General features: G+C 40.6%; 1 protein-coding gene and 1 pseudogene. Both read left to right on the top strand.

Annotated elements, in window-relative coordinates; all coding sequences use genetic code 11:
• Positions 1-80: 80 nt before the first annotated feature.
• On the top strand, positions 81-1,589 hold the full coding sequence (istA, locus tag GZA11_RS16290; protein ID WP_163184399.1) for an IS21 family transposase: 1,509 nt from the start codon (positions 81-83) through the stop codon (positions 1,587-1,589).
• A pseudogene (locus GZA11_RS16285) lies at positions 1,589-1,858 on the top strand (ATP-binding protein); the annotation flags it as partial. The gene istA and the pseudogene GZA11_RS16285, both read left to right, overlap by 1 nt.

Raw genomic sequence — 1,858 nt, 5'->3', positions numbered from 1 at the left:
AAAAAAACCACTTGCCAACATCCCTACATTCAAATACACTTCCTGTTATTGGGCAAAAATGACAGGAGGCGATGAAGGAGATGTTAGCAGTGGCAGAAATTAATTATATCAGACATGAAGCAAATAAAAAAGGGCGTTCGTATAGCTCTATTGCCAAACAAATGAGTCGAGACCGTAGAACGGTTCGGAAATGTGCAGAGATGGAGGATTTTAGTCCTTCAGAAGTACCAAAGCAAAAACGAAAAGCAAAAGTCATGGATCCTGTGAAACCGATTCTAGATCAATGGCTTCAAGAAGACTTGAAGAAGAAAAAGAAGTTTCAACGAACTGCTCAACGGATGTATACGCAACTTGTCGAAGAATATGGGTTTGAAGGTTCCGCACGATCCGTTCGGCATTATGTATCCCAACGTAAAAAACAGCTTTCCGAAGAGACAGAAACAGCTGCATTGCCATTAGAGTCAAAGCCAGGAACAGCTCAAGTGGACTTTGGGGAGGCACCATTTAAATATCGTGGAGAAGTAGTGACATGGCCATATTTGGTTTTATCGTTTCCCTATAGTAATACCTTTTACGTTCAGGTGTTTCCATCTGAAAATCGGGATTGCTTTTTAGAAGGATTGAAACGAATCTTTCATCACATAGGTGGAGTACCTAGAGTAATTCGTTTTGATAATTTATCACCTGCGGTGAAAAAAGTATTACCTAATGGGGAGCGAGAGCTAACGGAGGAGTTTCAGCGTTTTGTTTGCCATTATGGTTTTGAATATGAATTTTGTAATCCGGCTAGTGGAAACGAAAAAGGACATGTGGAATCGATGGTGAAATATGTTCGAAACAACTTCTTTCTTCCGGAGCTTGTGGTGCATGACATAGAACAACTGAATGAAACGCTATGGGGAAAGGCAGAAAAGGATCGAAACCGTCTTCATTATCAAAAAGGTATTGTACTTGCCGAACTGTATTTGGCAGATAAAGAGCAGTTTTTACAGTTACCAGCGAAAGAGTATGAGTGTGTGCGGTATGAACAAGTAAAAGCTGATAAGTATGGCTATATTCGACTGGAAAATAAACTCTATTCGACGTCTCCGCGTTTTGCCAAATCCACAGTTTTGGCAAAAATCTCGTACAACCGAATCGAGATCCTAACGGAAGATTATGACACGATTGTTTGCCATCCACGTCTTTACGGTAATGAACAAAAATCGATGATATGGCAACCGTATCTAACGTTGATGTCGAAAAGACCGACAGCGATGAAATACACGAGTTTTTACGAGCAGTTACCTCCATTGTGGCAACAATACTTTACACAATGTACGCTGTCAGAAAAACAACAAGCATTACAGCTCTTATCGGTGATTCTAAAAGACTACGATTTTGAGTTACCTACGCAAGCTTTACAGCTTGCCTCTGAAAACGGGCATCCATCTGTAGAGTCGATTAAACAAGTGTTTTATCAACTTATTAACGGACGAGGACAGCGCCCTATCATTCAACCGAAAGGTTCGTTACCTGTCATACCGAATGCGACAAGAGGGTTAGAGCATTATGATCAGCTTTTCCCTTCTAGAGGAGGGAAGCAGTGATGGATCAAAAGATTCGAGAATATGCAAAACGGTTGAAATTAAGCTGGATTCGTCAGCATTATCATGAAATCGAAGCAATGAGCCATGAGGAGTATCTTCTCCAACTCTTTGAACAAGAAGTGAAACAACGGGAAAAACGAAAGGTTAATCAATTACTCTCTCAGGCAACGTTGCCTAAAATAGCAGGAAAGCCATTTGAATGGACCCACATTCAAATGGCTCAAGGCATCACAGCAGAATATCTGTTAAACGGGCACTTTATTGAAAAT

The sequence above is a fragment of the Neobacillus sedimentimangrovi genome (assembly GCF_010614825.1).
Taxonomy (GTDB): Bacteria; Bacillota; Bacilli; order Bacillales; family Cytobacillaceae; genus Neobacillus; species Neobacillus thermocopriae.
The sequence above is the reverse complement of the archived record's forward strand: the minus strand, read 5'-3'. Positions and strand labels throughout refer to the sequence as shown.

What these genes read in the sequence shown, in the direction of transcription:
- istA (WP_163184399.1), top strand. Translation starts at nt 81, where the DNA reads ATGTTAGCAGTGGCAGAAATTAATTATATCAGACATGAAGCAAATAAA.